This window comes from Mycobacterium sp. (genome assembly GCF_052144515.1).
Lineage (GTDB): Bacteria > Actinomycetota > Actinomycetes > Mycobacteriales > Mycobacteriaceae > Mycobacterium.
In genome coordinates, this window is the sequence record NZ_JBKQQD010000126.1 from 1 (window position 1) to 14,934 (window position 14,934).

General features: G+C 65.5%; 17 protein-coding genes and 1 pseudogene. 13 read left to right on the forward strand and 5 right to left on the reverse strand.

The genetic code is table 11. The annotated features are described in order from the left end of the window. Window positions 1-42 precede the first annotated feature (42 nt). The 8 genes from ACLP9N_RS07695 to ACLP9N_RS07730 all read left to right on the forward strand — a co-directional run bounded on the left by ACLP9N_RS07695 (window position 43) and on the right by ACLP9N_RS07730 (window position 7,825). The gene (locus tag ACLP9N_RS07695; RefSeq protein ID WP_442406846.1) at window positions 43-690 is read left to right on the forward strand and encodes a CoA transferase subunit B; all 648 of its coding nucleotides are present in this window, start codon (window positions 43-45) and stop codon (window positions 688-690) included. Next, a complete protein-coding gene (locus tag ACLP9N_RS07700; RefSeq protein ID WP_442406831.1) occupies window positions 687-2,270 on the forward strand; it encodes a carboxyl transferase domain-containing protein in 1,584 nt (527 codons plus the stop codon). Before ACLP9N_RS07695 ends, ACLP9N_RS07700 begins: the two co-directional genes overlap by 4 nt. Before the next feature lie 5 nt (window positions 2,271-2,275). Continuing rightward, complete coding sequence (locus tag ACLP9N_RS07705) at window positions 2,276-4,249, forward strand: acetyl-CoA carboxylase biotin carboxylase subunit (RefSeq protein ID WP_442406832.1); 1,974 nt, start codon at window positions 2,276-2,278, stop codon at window positions 4,247-4,249. After that, the gene (locus ACLP9N_RS07710; protein ID WP_442406833.1) at window positions 4,246-5,418 is read left to right on the forward strand and encodes an acyl-CoA dehydrogenase family protein; all 1,173 of its coding nucleotides are present in this window, start codon (window positions 4,246-4,248) and stop codon (window positions 5,416-5,418) included. The genes ACLP9N_RS07705 and ACLP9N_RS07710 overlap by 4 nt, the downstream gene beginning before the upstream one ends. Then, entirely contained in the window at window positions 5,415-5,921 is a 507-nt protein-coding gene (locus tag ACLP9N_RS07715) for a MaoC family dehydratase (protein WP_442406834.1), read from the forward strand. Before ACLP9N_RS07710 ends, ACLP9N_RS07715 begins: the two co-directional genes overlap by 4 nt. Next, window positions 5,921-6,742 (forward strand): HpcH/HpaI aldolase/citrate lyase family protein, encoded by an 822-nt coding sequence (locus ACLP9N_RS07720; RefSeq protein WP_442406835.1) that lies wholly within the window; start codon window positions 5,921-5,923, stop codon window positions 6,740-6,742. The genes ACLP9N_RS07715 and ACLP9N_RS07720 overlap by 1 nt, the downstream gene beginning before the upstream one ends. A 209-nt stretch (window positions 6,743-6,951) precedes the next feature. Beyond that, on the forward strand, window positions 6,952-7,572 hold the full coding sequence (locus tag ACLP9N_RS07725; RefSeq protein WP_442406836.1) for a bile acid:sodium symporter family protein: 621 nt from the start codon (window positions 6,952-6,954) through the stop codon (window positions 7,570-7,572). Further along, on the forward strand, window positions 7,535-7,825 hold the full coding sequence (locus ACLP9N_RS07730) for a hypothetical protein (protein ID WP_442406837.1): 291 nt from the start codon (window positions 7,535-7,537) through the stop codon (window positions 7,823-7,825). The genes ACLP9N_RS07725 and ACLP9N_RS07730 overlap by 38 nt, the downstream gene beginning before the upstream one ends. Window positions 7,826-7,859: 34 nt before the next feature. On the opposite strand, the gene ACLP9N_RS07735 is transcribed toward ACLP9N_RS07730, so the two are convergent. Continuing rightward, the gene (locus ACLP9N_RS07735) at window positions 7,860-8,633 is read right to left on the reverse strand and encodes an enoyl-CoA hydratase (protein WP_442406838.1); all 774 of its coding nucleotides are present in this window, start codon (window positions 8,631-8,633) and stop codon (window positions 7,860-7,862) included. 177 nt (window positions 8,634-8,810) lie between these two features. Here ACLP9N_RS07735 and ACLP9N_RS07740 point away from each other — a divergent pair, with 177 nt between their 5' ends. Beyond that, window positions 8,811-9,098: a hypothetical protein gene (locus tag ACLP9N_RS07740; protein ID WP_442406839.1), complete on the forward strand. Its 288-nt coding sequence runs from the start codon at window positions 8,811-8,813 to the stop codon at window positions 9,096-9,098. A 62-nt stretch (window positions 9,099-9,160) separates the two neighbouring features. Here the strand turns inward: ACLP9N_RS07740 and ACLP9N_RS07745 are convergent, their stop codons facing one another. Beyond that, window positions 9,161-9,589: a nitroreductase/quinone reductase family protein gene (locus ACLP9N_RS07745; protein WP_442406840.1), complete on the reverse strand. Its 429-nt coding sequence runs from the start codon at window positions 9,587-9,589 to the stop codon at window positions 9,161-9,163. A 115-nt stretch (window positions 9,590-9,704) separates the two neighbouring features. Between ACLP9N_RS07745 and ACLP9N_RS07750 the strand changes: the two genes are divergently transcribed. Further along, a complete protein-coding gene (locus tag ACLP9N_RS07750) occupies window positions 9,705-10,262 on the forward strand; it encodes a TetR/AcrR family transcriptional regulator (RefSeq protein WP_442406841.1) in 558 nt (185 codons plus the stop codon). Window positions 10,263-10,277: 15 nt separating this feature from the next. Here ACLP9N_RS07750 and ACLP9N_RS07755 read toward each other — a convergent pair whose 3' ends face one another. After that, window positions 10,278-11,735, reverse strand: coding sequence for an FAD-binding protein (locus ACLP9N_RS07755; RefSeq protein ID WP_442406842.1), 1,458 nt, complete (start codon window positions 11,733-11,735; stop codon window positions 10,278-10,280). Window positions 11,736-12,166: 431 nt separating this feature from the next. On the opposite strand from ACLP9N_RS07755, the pseudogene ACLP9N_RS07760 reads away from it, so the two are divergent. The 3 genes and pseudogenes from ACLP9N_RS07760 to ACLP9N_RS07770 all read left to right on the forward strand — a co-directional run. Then, a pseudogene (locus ACLP9N_RS07760) lies at window positions 12,167-12,349 on the forward strand (transcriptional regulator); the annotation flags it as partial. A gap of 381 nt (window positions 12,350-12,730) precedes the next feature. Continuing rightward, complete coding sequence (locus ACLP9N_RS07765) at window positions 12,731-12,925, forward strand: hypothetical protein (RefSeq protein ID WP_442406843.1); 195 nt, start codon at window positions 12,731-12,733, stop codon at window positions 12,923-12,925. 230 nt (window positions 12,926-13,155) lie between these two features. Further along, on the forward strand, window positions 13,156-13,581 hold the full coding sequence (locus ACLP9N_RS07770; protein ID WP_442406844.1) for a pyridoxamine 5'-phosphate oxidase family protein: 426 nt from the start codon (window positions 13,156-13,158) through the stop codon (window positions 13,579-13,581). 235 nt (window positions 13,582-13,816) lie between these two features. Here the strand turns inward: ACLP9N_RS07770 and ACLP9N_RS07775 are convergent, their stop codons facing one another. Beyond that, window positions 13,817-13,960 carry a phosphoribosyl-dephospho-CoA transferase MdcG domain-containing protein gene (locus tag ACLP9N_RS07775; RefSeq protein ID WP_442406845.1) on the reverse strand — a complete coding sequence of 48 codons (144 nt, stop codon included), beginning with the start codon at window positions 13,958-13,960 and terminating at the stop codon, window positions 13,817-13,819. A gap of 820 nt (window positions 13,961-14,780) precedes the next feature. After that, entirely contained in the window at window positions 14,781-14,930 is a 150-nt protein-coding gene (locus ACLP9N_RS07780; RefSeq protein WP_442406847.1) for a glycosyl hydrolase family 65 protein, read from the reverse strand. Window positions 14,931-14,934 lie beyond the last annotated feature (4 nt).

The window sequence follows — 14,934 nt, forward strand, 5'->3', positions numbered from 1 at the left end:
GACGACGATGCAGAGCGAAGCGATGAGGAGGAGCGGCGCCAAATGATGTGGAGCAGGGACGAGATGGCCGCCCGGGTCGCAGCGGAGTTCGAGGACGGCCAGTACGTCAACCTCGGCATCGGAATGCCCACCTTGATCCCGAACCACATCCCCGAGGGCGTGCATGTCGTGTTGCATTCGGAGAACGGGATCCTCGGCGTCGGGCCGTATCCCAAGCGTGAGGACCTCGACGCCGATCTGATCAACGCGGGTAAGGAGACGGTGACCACCCTGCCCGGTGCCGCGTTCTTCGGCTCCTCGGCCTCATTCGGGATCATCCGCGGCGGCCATCTGGACGTCGCTGTGCTTGGCGCCATGCAGGTTTCGGTCACCGGCGACCTCGCCAACTGGATGATCCCGGGCAAGATGGTCAAGGGCATGGGCGGCGCAATGGATCTTGTGCACGGGGCCCGCAAGGTAATCGTGATGATGGAGCACGCCGCCAAAGACGGCAGCCCGAAGATTCTGGAACGCTGCACGCTGCCGTTGACCGGGGTGGGCTGCGTGAACCGCATCGTCACCGAGCTTGCGGTCATCGATGTCCGCGACGACGGCCTGCACCTGATCGAGACCGCGCCCGGCGTGTCCCTCGAGGAAGTCACCGCGAAAACGCAACCGCCCCTTCTGCTTCAGGACCTGGCGACCAAGTGACGACGGTAGCGGCCGCGCCGTCCTTCGCCGACGAGCATCGCCGGCTGGTGGCGGAGTTGAATGCCAAAGTCGCGGCTGCGGCGCAAGGCGGAAATGAGCGTGCGCGCCAACGTCACGTCAGCCGCGGCAAGCTGCTGCCGCGCGAACGGGTGGACCGCCTGCTCGATCCGGGCAGTCCGTTCCTGGAGCTGGCTCCGCTGGCGGCCGGCGGCATGTACGGCGACGAGTCTCCCGGCGCCGGGATCATCACCGGGATCGGGCGGGTGTCGGGACGCGAATGCGTGATCGTCGCCAATGATGCGACGGTCAAGGGCGGCACCTATTACCCGATGACGGTCAAGAAGCACCTGCGCGCCCAGGAGATTGCGCTGCAGAATCGGCTGCCGTGCATCTACCTTGTCGACTCGGGCGGCGCCTTCCTGCCGCGCCAGGACGAGGTGTTTCCGGACCGCGAACATTTCGGGCGGATCTTCTACAACCAGGCGACCATGAGCGCCCAGGGCATCCCGCAAGTCGCGGCGGTACTCGGCTCGTGCACGGCGGGCGGCGCGTATGTGCCGGCGATGAGCGACGAGGCGGTGATCGTCCGCGAGCAGGGCACGATCTTTCTCGGCGGCCCACCGCTGGTCAAGGCCGCCACCGGCGAGATCGTCACGGCCGAGGAGCTCGGCGGCGGCGACCTGCACTCGCGGGTCTCCGGTGTCACCGACCATCTCGCCGACGACGACGAGCACGCACTGCGGATCGTCCGTTCGATCGCGGCCACCTTCGGACCGCGCGAGCCGGCGCAGTGGGAGGTGCTCCGTCCGGTCGAGCCCAAGCACGCCCAGAGCGAGCTCTACGACGCCGTGCCCCCGGACCCGAGGGTGCCCTACGACGTGCACGAGGTCATCGTGCGACTGGTCGACGGCGGCGAATTCAGCGAGTTCAAGACCAACTACGGCAAGACGCTGGTAACCGCATTCGCGCGCATCCACGGCCATCCCGTGGGGATCGTCGCCAACAACGGTGTGCTGTTCAGCGAATCCGCTCTCAAGGGAGCGCATTTCATCGAGCTGTGCGATAAGCGCAAGATCCCGCTGCTGTTCCTGCAGAACATCGCCGGCTTCATGGTCGGCCGCGACTACGAGGCCGGCGGCATCGCCAAACACGGCGCCAAAATGGTCACCGCCGTGGCCTGTGCTCGCGTGCCCAAGCTGACCGTCGTGATCGGCGGATCCTATGGCGCGGGCAACTATTCGATGTGCGGTAGGGCGTATTCTCCGCGTTTTCTGTGGATGTGGCCCAACGCCCGGATCTCGGTGATGGGCGGCGAACAGGCGGCTTCGGTGCTGGCCACCGTCCGGGGCGAACAGCTCGCCGCGGATGGCAAACCGTGGTCGGCCGACGAGGAGGAAGCGTTCAAGACGCCCATCCGCGAGCAGTACGAAGACCAGGGCAACCCCTACTACTCGACCGCCCGGCTGTGGGACGACGGGATCATTGACCCGGCCGACACCAGAATTGTTGTGGGACTTGGACTTTCGGTGTGTGCCCACGCGCCCCTGGAACCGGTCTCCTACGGCGTGTTCCGGATGTGAGTGGGATGTTCGAGACGGTGTTGGTTGCCAACCGCGGCGAGATCGCGGTGCGGGTGATCCGGACCTTGCGGCGGCTGGGCATCAAGTCCGTCGCCGTGTACAGCGACGCCGACGTCGGTGCGCGGCATGTTCTCGAGGCGGACGAAGCGGTGCGGCTGGGGCCGGCCGCGGCGCGGGAGAGCTACCTCGACATCGCGCGCGTACTCGACGCCGCGACGCGCACCGGAGCTCAGGCGATCCATCCTGGCTATGGGTTTCTCTCCGAGAACGCCCATTTCGCCGCCGCATGCGAGCGCGCAGGGGTGGTGTTCCTGGGCCCGCCGGCACACGCGATCGAGGTGATGGGCGACAAGATCACCGCCAAGAACGCGGTCGCCGCCTTTGACGTGCCGGTGGTACCCGGGGCGGCTAAGCCGGGGCTGAGCGATGACGACCTGGTGACCGCGGCCGACGACGTCGGCTACCCGGTGCTGATCAAGCCATCGGCAGGCGGCGGCGGCAAGGGCATGCATCTGGTGGAAGATCCGGCACGGATACGCGAGGCGCTGGTAACCGCTCGTCGGGAAGCTGCCTCGGCGTTCGGCGACGACACCCTGTTCCTGGAACGATTTGTGCTGCGGCCCAGACATATCGAGGTGCAGGTGCTTGCCGATGCGCACGGCAACATGGTGCATCTCGGCGAGCGCGAGTGCAGTCTGCAGCGGCGCCATCAAAAGGTCATCGAGGAGGCGCCGTCGGCCCTGCTGGACGCCGACACGCGCGCGCGGATCGGAACGGCGGCGTGCAACACCGCCCGCAGCGTGGATTACGTCGGCGCCGGCACGGTCGAGTTCATCGTCTCCGCCGAGCGGCCCGACGAGTTCTTCTTCATGGAGATGAACACCCGCCTGCAGGTGGAACATCCGGTCACCGAGGCGGTTACCGGGCTGGACCTCGTCGAGTGGCAACTGCGCGTGGGTGCCGGCGAGAAGCTGGCTTTCGCCCAGAACGACATCGAGCTAAACGGGCACGCAATCGAGGCGCGCGTCTATGCGGAGGATCCCGCGCGGGGATTTCTGCCCACCGGCGGACGGGTGTTGCAGGTGGTCGAGCCGTCCGGCGATGGTGTGCGGGTGGATTCGTCGCTGCTGGCGGACACCGTGGTCGGTAGCGATTATGACCCGATGCTGAGCAAGGTCATCGCGCACGGGGCCGACCGTGAGGAGGCGCTGGCGCGGCTGGACCGGGCGCTTGCGCAAACCGCGGTCCTCGGGGTTCAGACCAACGTCGAGTTCCTGCGTTTTCTCCTCGCGGATGAGCGCGTCCGTGCCGGCGACTTGGACACCGCGTTGCTCGAAGAGCGGCTGCCCGACTTCGCGCCGCTGCCGGCGCCCGACGACGTGCTCGCAGCCGGTGGTCTCTACCGTCAGTGGGCACTGGCGCGTCACGCGCGCGGCGACCTGTGGGCCTCGCCGACGGGATGGCGCGTCGGCGGCGGGGTGGCGCCGGTGCGCACCGAGCTACGCACCCCGCTGCGCGCCGAAACGGTGTCGGTATGGGGATCGCCGGATGCGGCTGAGGTGCAGGTCGGTGATGGTGAGATCGGTTCTGCAAGTGCCGAATTCGACGGTGCGCGGATGAGCGTAACGCTGAATGGCCTGCGCCGGGAATATCGATGGGCGGAGGCCGACCGGCACCTGTGGATCGCCGACGAGCTCGGAACCTGGCACCTGCGCGAAGCCGAGGAACAAAAGATTCACCGTGCGGCGGGCGCCAAGCAGGCCGAGGTCGTCAGCCCGATGCCGGGCAACGTGATCGCCGTGCAGGTCAACTCCGGCGCCGAGGTCTCCGAGGGAGACGCGGTGGTGGTCGTTGAGGCGATGAAGATGGAACACTCACTGGCCGCGCCGGTTTCGGGATTGGTGGAATTGCTGGTGGCTGTCGGCGACCAGGTGAAGGTGGATCAGGTACTGGCAAGGATCAAGGATCAAGAATCATGACGACAAGCATCACGGCAGGAACACTGCCCAAGGAATACGAAGACCTCCGCGACACCGTTGCCGATTTCGCACGCACCGTGGTCGCGCCGGTGTCGGCCAAACACGATGAGGAGCACAGTTTCCCGTACGAAGTCGTCGCCAAGATGGGCGAGATGGGACTGTTCGGGCTACCGTTTCCCGAAGACTACGGTGGCATGGGCGGCGACTACTTCGCGCTGGCGTTGGCGCTCGAAGAACTCGGCAAGGTCGACCAGTCGGTCGCGATCACGCTGGAGTCAGGGGTGGGCCTCGGTGCGATGCCGATCTACCGGTTTGGCAACGAGGAGCAGAAGCAACAGTGGCTCCCGGACCTGACGGCCGGGCGCGCGCTTGCCGGTTTCGGTCTCACCGAGCCGGGGGCAGGGTCGGACGCGGGTAGCACCCGCACCACCGCCCGTCTCGAAGGTGACGAGTGGATCATCAACGGCTCCAAGCAGTTCATCACCAACTCGGGTACCGATATCACTTCGCTGGTGACGGTCACCGCGGTCACCGGATCCACTGAAACCCCAGCGGACAAGAAGGAGATCTCGACAATCATCGTGCCCAGCGGCACAACGGGATTCACCGTCGAGCCGGTCTACAACAAGGTCGGCTGGAACGCCTCCGACACCCACCCGCTGACCTTCGCCGACGCCCGCGTCCCACAGCAGAACTTGCTGGGCGCGCGCGGCACGGGCTACGCGAATTTCTTGTCCATCCTGGACGAGGGCCGGATTGCGATCGCCGCGCTGGCGACCGGGGCGGCGCAGGGCTGCGTCGACGAGAGCGTCAAGTACGCCAAGGAGCGCCAGTCGTTCGGCCAGCCGATCGGGTCCTATCAAGCGATCAGCTTCAAGATCGCGCGGATGGAGGCCCGTGCCCACGTGGCCCGCACGGCGTACTACGAAGCGGCCGCAAAGATGTTGGCGGGCAAGCCGTTCAAGAAGGAGGCGGCGATCGCGAAAATGATCTCCTCGGAGGCGGCGATGGACAACGCGCGCGACGCCACCCAGATCCACGGCGGCTACGGCTTCATGAACGAGTATCCGGTCGCGCGTCACTACCGCGACAGCAAGGTACTCGAGATCGGTGAGGGCACGACCGAGGTGCAGCTGATACTCATCGCGCGATCGCTGGGTCTGTCATGACCGACGGGAAATCAATCATCCAGCGCGGCTTGTGGTTTGAGGAATTCGAGGTCGGCGCCACCTACCTGCACCGGCCGGGCCGCACCGTCACCGAGGCCGACAACGTGTTGTTCACCACGCTGACGATGAACACCCAGTCGCTGCACCTCGACGCGGCGTGGGCCGCCGAGCAGCCGGGTTTCCGGGGCGAGCGACTGGTGAACTCGATGTTCACCCTCTCGACGCTGGTCGGGCTGTCGGTTGCGCAGTTGACGCTCGGCACCATCGTGGCCAACCTCGGCTTTTCCGAGGTGTCGTTCCCCAAGCCGGTCTTCCACGGCGACACCCTCTATGCGGAAACCGTGTGCACCGACAAACGCGAATCGAAAAGCCGTCCCGGCGAAGGCATCGTCACCCTGGAGCACACCGGGCGCAACCAGCACGGCGACGTCGTGGCGCGCGCCGTGCGCACGACGCTGGTGCAGAAGCGCCCGGCCCCCGAAGCAGACAGAGTGGAGAAGTGATGACCCTGCGTGCCGCCGGTCCGGGCTGGTTGTTCTGCCCGGCTGACCGACCCGAGCGTTTCGCCAAGGCGGCCGCTGCCGCCGATGTGGTGATCCTCGACCTCGAGGACGGCGTCGCGGAACCGGACAAGCCCGCCGCCCGGAAGGCGCTGCAGGACACCCCGCTCGACCCGGAGCGCACCGTCGTGCGGATCAACCCGGCCGGCACCGATGAACAGGCCCGCGACTTGGAGGCTCTGGCCGGAACCGCTTATACGACTGTGATGCTGGCGAAGACCGAATCGGCCGCGCAGGTGACCGCACTGGCGCCGCGTGACGTGATCGCGTTGGTGGAGACTCCGCGCGGCGCGGTGTTCGCCACCGAAATCGCCGCGGCCGCGGGCACGGTGGGAGTGATGTGGGGCGCCGAGGACTTGGTCGCCACCCTGGGCGGCAGCTCCAGTCGGCTGGCCGACGGCACCTATCGCGATGTTGCTCGACACGTACGGTCGACGGTCCTGCTAGCGGCGTCTGCATTCGACCGGATCACGCTCGACGCCGTGCACCTGGACATCCGCGACATCGAGGGCTTGCAGGCGGAGGCTGACGACGCCGTGGCGGTGGGTTTCGACGCGACGGTATGCATTCATCCGACGCAGATCTCGATCGTGCGCAAGGCTTACCGCTCCAGTGACGAGAAGCTGGACTGGGCGCGACGGGTGTTGGCCGCGGCCAAGACAGAGCGCGGGGTGTTCGCTTACGAAGGACAGATGGTCGATTCCCCGGTGCTCAAGCACGCGGAAGCGATGCTGGCGCGAGCGGGGGAAACCGTCTCCGGCTAACGGTTGCTGGCCGGCCCAGGCGACACGTTATCGACTCATCGGCGCGCTGCTGGACCTGTAGCGGCCGTCCGCCGGGCCCGCCCTGATTCCCTCACGGTGATTCGAGCTGGCTGGGACTAACTGCTACCCGCCACACGCTGCGGCCTTCCGCAGAGTAAGGCAAGCTAACTAATTGTCGCACCATCTGCAGACCCAACACCTGGAGCTTTATGGACAACCGCTACTTTCCGTTGGTCGTCGTGGTGGTCATGCTCGCCCTTGGGCTGACGCTGACCGTCGCCGACTTCCAGCGGGCAGCCACACTGCGGCGCCCACTTCTGGTTGCACTGATCTGTCAGTCGTTGGTGCTGCCCACGCTGTGCCTGCTGATTGCCGAAGCTTTCCACCTCGAACCGAACCTGGCGGTTGGGCTGATGCTGATGGCCGCTACTCCGGGCGGCACGATGGCCAACATCCTCAGTCACCTGGTCAACGGGGACCTGGCGCTCAATCTCACGCTGACCGCGATCAACGCCGTGCTGTCGATGTTCGCCCTGCCGGCGATATTGGCCCTATCGATGGGCTGGTTCATCGGAGAAGGACGGTTCATCCCTTTACAGCTGGACAAGTTCCTCGGGGTGTTCGGACTTGTGCTCATACCCACCGCGCTCGGTGTCGCGATACGCCACCGCTTCCCTGAGCTGGCCCGGCGACTGCAAAAGCCAGTCAGGATCGCCGCGGCAGTGCTGCTGGTGCTCGTGGTTCTCGCGGCGATCGCCGGAGGGCGAACGACGCTGTGGAACAACTTTCGGTGTGCTGGCCGGAGCCGTCGCTACCTTCTGCACCGTTAGCCTGACAGTCGGCTATCTGGTGCCCCGCCGGATGCACCTCGCTCCGCGACAGGCCATCGCCGTCAGCCTGGAGATCGGGCTGCACAACGCGGTGGTCGCGATCGGCGTAGCGCTGAGTCCGCAGCTGCTGAACAATGCCGAAATGGCCACCCCCGCCGCGGTTTACGGAGCCATCGCACCCTTCCTTGCTCTGACGTTCGTCTTCGTCGTGCGCCGCCTGGACCCCGCGTTTCGGGGGATCTCTGCCTTGTAAAACCCCCGGACACCCCCGTGACTGAATCACCGTCCTAACGGCTGCCTCGTGCAGCGGCTAGCCGGGCCGCGAACTCCGGTGACTGGATCGAGTTGGCCTGCGGCCCCAGCTCCGTGCGCATGGCGAGTTCATGTTGTTCGTTGTCCACCGACCCCGGGCTGACCGTGGCGCGCATGGTGGCCTTGGTCGCGAGCACCACCTCACGGGGAGCGGCCGCCGGCCCCGCAGCCAGCTTGAGCGCCGCGGCGACGGGGTCGTCGGCAACGCTGAGCGCCAGCCCGTGGCGCACGGCGGATTCCGCGTCAAAGCGCATCCCGAACAACAACGCCGCCCGGGCGACCTGTGGGCCCACGGCTCGCTGCAGCATCCAGGTCGCACCCCCGCCCGGATGCAGTCCGAGCTTTTGGAAACGAGCATCGAAGACCGCGGCCGGTCCCGCGATGCGGACATCGGCGGCCATTGCCAGATTGAGCCCGGCGCCGACCGCTGCGCCATTGACCGCCGCGATCGTGGGGAGTTTGCAGTTACCCACGGCCATGAAGCCGTCGTACAGCTTTTTCAGCCCCGACTCCGCCGCTGCGCCGCCCGCTGCGCCCAGAGCGCTGAGGTCGGCGCCCGCGCAGAACGCCTTGCCCGCCCCGGTGACCACCACGGCGTGCACCTCGGGGTCGGCTTCGGCCTGCTCGACGGCAGCGCGCAGCAGCGCCGACATCTTGCCGGTCACCGCGTTGCGCCGGTCGGGGTCGTTGACGGTGATGAGCGCGACGTGGTTGTCCACACTGGACAACACCAAGCCGGACTGGGTCATTGAGCACCTCCGCGTTATCGATTGACCCGAAAGAGCTCCCAGACTGCCAAAGCCTCGGGTTCGCTCACGGCGCTATCTTTGCAGGCTCTGGTCCGGGCCAACCGGCAGAGGCCGCGCACGCAAAGTTCATAGAAATTTTTCTCTTCGCTGCTCCCGGCGGCTGTAGGGTGCCGGGACATGAGCACTTCGCCCGGGCCAGGTTGGTGGCTGGCATCAGACGACGAGTGGTACCCGCAACGGTGGGAGAACACCTTCATCTATCACACGAATGAGTCTCTGAAAGATCTGATCGCGGAAGTAAGCGCTCTGGCGAAGACCTACGGAGAACAAGGCTGGGAGTTGGTCAACTCCTCGGTGCAGCGTGCTCAGGTCTCCCACCACTTCAAGGGCTACGACAGAGACGGGGAGTTGTATTTCGAATGGAGCATCGTCTGCAGCTTGAAACGGCCTCTCCGGCCCGCTTAACGCTTTTTTTCTGACCGCGTATCCGCAACTGCCGCAACCGAACTCGGCTCGCGGCTTCGGCCTTAGTCGGTGAAGTCGATCCGTACCGACGCCGGCGTCGTTTCCAGTGTCTTCACCACTTTGGCTCCCAGTCGCCCGAACTTGCGGCCCCGCGCTACGACGTCGTCATCGGGCCTGAACGTCGCGACTCCGCTGCGCCATCGATTCCCTTGTTGTATGCGGATATTCGGGTTGTCGACGATGTTTCGGCCCCAACCCGAACGGGTTCCATGCTGACTGATGACCCACGCCCCTTGGTCGTCGAATTGCGCCGCCACGGGAACCCGGCGTGCCTGCCCGCTTTTGCGCCCGGTGGTCTCCAGTTCTGTGGCCATGGAGGTGCGTAGCCCTAGTCTGCTTAAGACTTTCACCGCCGGGTTGAGCAGATAGCGCCCGATTGCGCGTTCCCTCCGGAACTTCCGCAGCGTCTTTTGGTCGTGGGTGTTCGTCATGCCCGATCTCCGCACTCGAAATATATTCGGCCCGTTCGACTAAGACGTTAGTAGACCGATTGGTATAGTGCAAACCTGGTGCCGAAGATGTCGGCCACGCCAGGAGGGGTCAGTCATGTCCGCGCGGGATGCGCTCATCGCCAGTGTCACGCGATTGGTTCGACGGCGTGGGGTCGCGGGGACGGGGATCAACGCGCTGCTGGAGGACAGCGGCGTCGCGCGAAGAACCGTCTACCTGAATTTTCCCGGCGGTAAAGCCGAATTAGTTGCTGAGGCCACCCGCATCGCCGGTCACGGTTTGACCGCGGTGCTGCAGTCGGCCGACGACGGGGGCGATCCGGCGCGCGCGGTCCAGACCTTCATCGACGAATGGAAAACGCAGCTACGTGCAACTGAGATGCAGGCGGGTTGCCCGATTGTGGCGGCGATCCTCGGTCGCGCCGAGGTGCCGTCAGCGGCGCAGGCGGCCGCCGAGGCGGTCAATGAGTGGCAGACGCTCCTGGCCGATCGGCTGGTGAGGTCTGGCGCCGATCGTGACAACGCGCGCTCACTGGCCACCCTGACGATTGCCGCTATCGAAGGCGCTGTGATCATCGCGCTGGCCACGCAGTCGACAGCTGCGCTCGACGATGTCGGACGTCACCTGATCGAAGTCATTAAACTGCACACCTGAGTGCCCACGCTCGGATCAGAAGTCCATGCTCGAGAACATGATTCGGCCGGGATCGTACTTCTGCCGGACGGCGCTCAGCCGGGATAGGTTCGGGCCGAAATATCGCGAAGCAGCTTGGTTCGCTTCGAGATAGTTCACGTAACCGCCGACCGAATACGGTTGCACCGCTTGGTGTGCCGTGTTGAGCCAGCTGAGGGCTGCCGACGGGTCACCGGCTGTCTCGACGTACCACTGCACCAGCGACGACTGGCGACGCCACGGAAAGGCCGTGGCGCCCGGTGCGACAGTCGCGAGGGCGCCGTCGAGGGCGTGCATGATCGCCAGCATGCGGCCGGCGCCGCGAGGAAAGGCATTGACCGCCGAGGCGATCCCCTGGGCGGCCGCCGGAGTGATCGTCGTAAAGACATCGGAACCGCCGACATATCCCAGCGGCGACGGGTTGAGGTTGCCGACAGCTAGATACCTCACCAGGTCCAAATAGTTGAACGTGTGGTTGTCGGTCCCGGTCGGTTGCATTCCCACGGCGGAGGTGATGGCGCTCGCCGCGCTGTTACCCGACCCGGACGGGCAGGTCGCCATGATGCGACAGTGCGTGCCCATCGTGTCGGTGGTGCTGTCCGCCAGCGCCCAGCTGTTGCGGTCGGCGGTGCGCAGCCAGTTCTGCCAACCGACGAGGACCTGCGCGAACGACTGCGGCGGGAAATTGAGGTTGACGACGTCGTAGTCCGCGGTGGGGAAGGTGGCCAAGGTCAGCGAGGTGGTCACCCCGAAGTTGCCACCGCCGCCGCCGCGCAGCGCCCAGAACAGGTCGGGGTTGGTGTTGGCAGAGGCGGTGACCGCCTGGCCGCTAGGCAGCACCACTGACGCCGATGTCAACTGATCACAGAGCAGGCCGGCGTGCCGGGAATGGGCGCCTAACCCACCGCCCAGTGCGTGCCCGGCGGCACCGACCGAGGGGCAGGTGCCCGTCGGGATACCCCGGCCGGCCGCGGCCAGCCCCTGATGTATCGCATACAAACTGGTGGCGGGCGTCACAGTGACCTGCCCGCTGGCGGCGTCGTAATTGATGTCACCGGGCAGCTGACGCAGGTCGAGCACCAGGGCGCCGTTCGCGGTGGATGCCCCCACGTAGGAGTGCCCGCCACTGCGCGGAGCGACTTTAAGGTTGTGGGCAGCGGCGAATGCCATCGCCTTTTGCACGTCCGCCGGCGATGTCACGGTGACGACCGCCGCTGGTGAGGAGTTGTTGTAGTTGGTGTTGAAAACCTGTTTGGCGCTTCCGAATTGCGCACCGTTGTCCGGCAATATCACTTGGCCTTTGATGGCGGTGGAAAGACCTTGCCAGCCGGAAATATTCGGGTCGGCGGTAGCGCGCCCCGACCCGAAAACCGTTCCTGCAGCCAATGCTCCGGCCGCCGCCCGCAGAAACGCCTGCCGCGAGATCTCACGCGTCGGCTCCCGCGGTACCGTCATGCCCGCATTCTCGGTTACGTGGCGTCAAAAACCGTCCCGCCGCGCGACGTGTCGCATAACGATTGAGCCCCTGCCCCGTCCCGGCTCGTGGAATCCGTGCGCCGCAGCATGAATGTCCCGAATCGGCGCAGCTAGAGGCGTTTCGACCGCGCAGTGTGGCGCGGATCATGCCGGGGCTTTACCTGCTCGCCGCCGGTTGGTTAGGTAACGGCCCCAAGACCTGTAACCTCGAAATAGGCCGGGCCGCACGCGGCGCTCCAACGCCGTGACACGCGGGGCGATCCTTCGAGACAGGCAAATCATCAAAGGCACCCCAAGCGAGCGGCCCGGCCCCTCAACATTCTCGGGCATCGCTTCGCTCCGCGTGGGGAAAACCAGAGAACATTTTTCGGAACTTTCGTTTGTCCGCAAGGTGGTTTCCAGTAGTCGATGCAACACAAGCTAACTCTGTGGAGGTTTGTGTGGTGTCGTCTCGGCGGGTGGTGTCCAAATTGGAGAGCGGCGACCTATCGCATACCGAGCTGGGGACGCTCCAGTCGTACGTTGCCGCGCTCGGCGGGAACGTACGGGTCGTCGCGGACTTCGGGTACAGCACCGTCGAACTGAGTTCCTGACCTCCGGCATGCACTCATGGAGGTCGTCGCGTGGCCGGAATCTGCGACCACTTGACCCCCAACTTGTTGAATGTGGGCCAGGAGGGCGTGGTCTGCAGCAATGCTCTTCGAGGCGGTGATTGGGTGTGGCTCGCTTGACCCCTGTCGACTTCTGGCTGACTTCTTACTGGCTTGCCAGCCCGGTCATCGGCGTCCCTGCGGGGAGTGGCTGAAGGGAGGCCTGCATTACCGAAAGTTGTTGTGCCCTAATCGCTTTCAAGCTGAATTGAGTGAGGAGCGGTTGGTGTCGGTGGGGATCCAGTCGGGCAAGGATCAGGTAGTAATCGCGGTTGATACGCACAATGCATCGTGTCAGCGACCCGAACAGTAGGTACGGTCTTCATGGCGGTCCCTTCCTTCGTGGGTGTACTTGGTCCTTCACCCGAAGACCTACCATCAGGCAAGCCTCAGACGAGGGACCGCCACCTCAAATCCCACGAAGACCGAGACGATCTCGGCACTGGCGGCATGCCCTGGCAGAACCGTGAAGGCGCGGCGCGGGCGCTGAACCTCGCGGCCACGGTGATCGGGCTGTGATCGGTTACAGTTGGTCAGCGATCCGGCGCAACCCCTCAACGTCGCCGACCTCGGCCGCCCGCGTACGCGCCATCACAGCCCAGGTCTTCGATGCCGTCGCGGACAATCTTTTCGATCTGCGCGGACCGTAAGCCGTCGACCTCGGCGCACTCGGCCACATAGCTGCGGCGCCAGCCGGATGGGACCTTTGGCCGTGGCGGCCGCCGGTGCGCCCCGACGAGAATCGCATCATGACCCAGCGTGAGCTCGAAGACCTCTCGCCCGACGAATGCTTTCAGCTGCTCGCTACCGGACGCGTCGGGCGACTCGTGTACCAAGATGACCTCGGACCGCTCGCTGTGCCCGTCAACTACGCCATGGCCGGACACGAAATCGTCTTCCGCGTCGAGGGTGGCGCGAAACGAGCGGCGATGCAGCAACCAACGCTCACCTTCGAGGTCGACCACATCGACGAGGACCGGAAGTTCGGATGGAGCGTCCTGGTGCGAGGCGTCGGCGCCGAGGTCGACCTGGAACGGGTTCCTGCGCTGCTGCGAGCGATGGACGGCCACTTTCCGACGCCGTGGGCAGTCGGCATCCACAACGTGTGGCTTCAGATCGTGTCGCACACCGTCACCGGGCGGCGGCTCGGTGCGGAGCGGTCGTCGATGTTCTGAGGTCGATGATGCGCTCCGGCGGGTCGTGGTGACAGTTCTCTACGATCACACCACCCCGTTCGCGGTGATGCTCAGTTCGACGTCGACGGCATGAACGGCGAAAGGATCTCGCATGAATCAGCCTCAGGGCGATATGGTCAGCACAAAGGAGGACATCGTGGCCAGTCAAACGGTCGAATCCAAGTGCAGCATGCCGGGCCGCTGGGAGCCCTGACCGGGTAGAGGAAGGCCAGGCTCATGCCGCCCGCGGCCACGGGGTCAGGATGAGCCGCGGTCCTGTCGGGGTGCGCAGCAGCACCTCGCGTGCGCCTGAGGCGAGTTCACCCAGCGCCAACGCGCCACCATCGATTTCGATCTGATAGTCGACGCGTGCGGGCAATCGTTCTAGTCCGCACCATCCCACGGTGTCAACCAAGTGGTTCGAGCCGGGCCTCGCCAACAAATAGTGCGGCGTGAGATCACGTCCGCTTGCAAAGTCGTTGGGCCAGGCCAAGCCCCCGCAAGCGAAAGGAATCCCCGGCTGCAGTCATCTACTCCGTTGCGCCACCCGGTTTCCCACACAGCGCCTCGCTCGCGCTGCGCGCGACGTTGTGCAGTAACTCCATCTGCGCCGTGGAGAGTTCGTCAGCCAAGTCCAAGGCGGCGTCGATGATGGTCTTCCGCCGCGACTGGTCTACATGCTGGGCAGTCGCCTCCCCGATCGTGCTAGCGGAGTGTTGAATGGGCTCGGCGTCAGGATGTGCTCCGAACCGGGCCTTTGTACGACTTTCGGCAAATTTTCCGTGGTGGGACGTGGGACGCTAGGCTAGGCGTGAGCCACGTCGCTTATGGGCCAGCTGAGATTCCCCGAACCTGGCGCGGATAGCTCCCCACGGATCTGCGTATTGGCCGCGCGCGTCACGGTAGGCCACTCGGCGTTTCAGGAACTGGCGCGCGAAGGGGGCGACGACCCGCAACGGATAGCGCCCCCAACCGGCGTTTGCGCGGACCTCGGCGCGACTCGCCGGCAGGGAGCTCGCTGCCATCACCCCCGACGATGTGGACCGCGTGGCGGCCGAGGACGCTAGCGGCGGAGCGATCCGGAAGTCGAGATGAAAGGATTCAGCGGCACCCGCCGCGTCTACCCCGTCGAGGTGGCGGGCCACAGGCGGAGACGCGCCTCATCACTTTCAAGTGTCGGCTTCTGCTCCCGGAAGCGGTCAGGGGAAACGAATCGTGTTTCCCGACTCCAGCCGCTCCACGCGGCCGTGGCATTCGATTTCGATCGGCGGCACGTCGCGTGGGTCCGCGCTGACCTCCGCGCCCTTCCCACTCACCCTCAGGTACAGGCGGTGGCCGCGGTAGTGCATCGGG